Origin of the sequence: Dactylosporangium sp. NPDC005572 (genome assembly GCF_040605515.1) — a bacterium.
Taxonomy (GTDB): Bacteria; Actinomycetota; Actinomycetes; order Mycobacteriales; family Micromonosporaceae; genus Dactylosporangium.
This window is the reverse complement of record NZ_JBEXCY010000453.1, coordinates 1-1800: the sequence shown is the minus strand read 5'-3', so window position 1 is coordinate 1800 and position 1800 is coordinate 1. Positions and strand designations below refer to the sequence as shown.

The 1800-nt window shown below is 76.8% G+C and carries 2 protein-coding genes and 1 pseudogene; 2 read left to right on the top strand and 1 reads right to left on the bottom strand.

Features of this window, described 5'->3' with window-relative positions; genetic code table 11:
- On the top strand, window positions 1–757 hold a 757-nt coding region (locus ABZS66_RS61570), incomplete at its 5' end, for a hypothetical protein (protein ID WP_354774250.1).
- 28 nt (window positions 758–785) lie between these two features.
- Here the strand turns inward: ABZS66_RS61570 and ABZS66_RS61565 are convergent.
- Window positions 786–1487 carry a hypothetical protein gene (locus ABZS66_RS61565; RefSeq protein WP_354774248.1) on the bottom strand — a complete coding sequence of 234 codons (702 nt, stop codon included), beginning with the start codon at window positions 1485–1487 and terminating at the stop codon, window positions 786–788.
- Window positions 1488–1551: 64 nt separating this feature from the next.
- On the opposite strand from ABZS66_RS61565, the pseudogene ABZS66_RS61560 reads away from it, so the two are divergent.
- A pseudogene (locus ABZS66_RS61560) lies at window positions 1552–1800 on the top strand (GNAT family N-acetyltransferase); the annotation flags it as partial.

Below are 1800 nucleotides of genomic sequence, written 5' to 3'. Positions count from 1 at the left end.
GCTGTCCAAGCTGCACCCGCGGCTGGCCATGATCGGCCCGCAGCCGATGCGCTGGTCGTCGGTCGACGGCGGCACCTGGGTCGCCGTCCAGCCGACCGTGCGGGTCGGTGCGAAGGAGACGGTCGTCGTGCCGTTCACCATCACCGCACCGGCCGGCGCCACGCCGGGCGACCACCCGGCCGGCATCGCGGCGACGGTGACGAGCGCCGGCGGGCAGGTCAACGTCGAGAGCCGGGTCGGCTTCCGGCTCATGCTGCGGGCCGGCGGCACCCCGACCGCGACGCTGTCCGTGACCGGGTTGACGTCGGGCTACGAGCGCTCGTGGAACCCGTTCCGGCCGGGCCGCACGCACGTCAGGTACACCGTGACCAACACCGGCAACGTGTGGCTCTCCGGGCAGGGCCGGGTGTCGGCCGGTGGCGGGTCGGTCCCGGCGGACGTGGGGGAGCTGCTGCCGAAGGGCACCCACCAGGCCGACGTGCGGGTCGGCGGCGTGTGGTCGTTCGGCCGGGTGCGCACGACCGTGACGCTGACGCCGGTCGTGCTGGGCGACACCGGGGCCGGGCCGGTCGCGGCGAACACCGTCACCACGACCGCCACGGCGTGGGCGCTGCCGTGGCCGCAGCTGCTGCTCCTGGCCGCGGTGGTGGGCCTGGTGCTCGCGCTGCGCAACCCCCGCCGGACCCGCCGGCGCCGCCTCGACGTGATGCTCGACCGGGCCCGCGCCGAGGGCCGCGAGTCCGCGCTGCGCACCTAGCACCGCCGGCTACCGGCTGTAGGGGCGGTCAGGCGGTCGCGCGCAGCCGGTCGGCGGCGGTCCGGGCGAGGCGCAGGACCCAGGCCTCGTCGCCGCCGGAGGACTCCCAGCCGAGGTCGGCGACGACCGTGACGCGGTCGCCGACGCGCAGCAGCACCGCGGGCGTGACCGGGGTGACGATGTTGCCCGGGTCGCCGTAGCTGAACCGCTTGCTGACCCGCACGAACATCGACTCGTCGCCGGCGTCGGCCGTCCCGGCGACCTCCCAGCGCAGCTGCCCCGGGTCGAGGCTGCCGGGGCACGCGCGCACGGCCGCCGCGATCTGCTGGAAGGCTTCGGCCGCGGTACCGGGATGCAGCCCGACGTACTGCATGAGCACGTGGGGCGTCTGGCCGGGCGTGCTCACGACGTGCGCCTGCACGGCGACGGCGGCGGTGCGGGTGGCGTCGCTCGGGTACCGGGCTCCGCACGGCCGCAGTGGCCGCAGGTGCGCGCCGTCGCCGTCGGCCATGGGCGTGAACCCGGCGCCGTCGAGGTCGGCGGGCTGCAGCAGCGCCGCGGCGGGGATGACGTTCGGCACACTCGCGGCGGCTGACGGCACGGCCGCCGACGACGTGGCGGCGGGCGGCGACTGCGGGGTGGCCGGTGCCGTCGGGCTGCGGTTCGCGCACCCCACCAGGGCAAGCACGGTCAGGGCGGCGATTCCGGTCGATCGAGCCTGGCGAACCATGCAAACCACCATAGAACGGCACCGGCCGGTTCGCTGGGGACGGCCTCGTGATCTACTGGGCCTGGTGAACGAGTTGCGTGACCTGGTCGTGCGCTGGCAGCGGGGCTGGGGGCTGGCCCGCGGGCTGCCCGGCGCCGCCGACGTCGGGGGCGGGCTGCGGGTGGCGTGCCGGCAGCCGGGCCGCGACGTCGAGTACGTGGCGCTCGACCCGTCGCCCGCCGCGCTCGCGCGGCTGGCCGGGCTGGTCGCCGGTGAGGACGAGGTCACCTGGCTGACCGTGCCGACCGCCGACCCGGCCGGCGCCGCCGCGGCC

Excerpts from the sequence above, each read along its gene's own strand:
- ABZS66_RS61565 (WP_354774248.1), bottom strand. The coding sequence starts at position 1,487 with ATGGTTCGCCAGGCTCGATCGACCGGAATCGCCGCCCTGACCGTGCTT.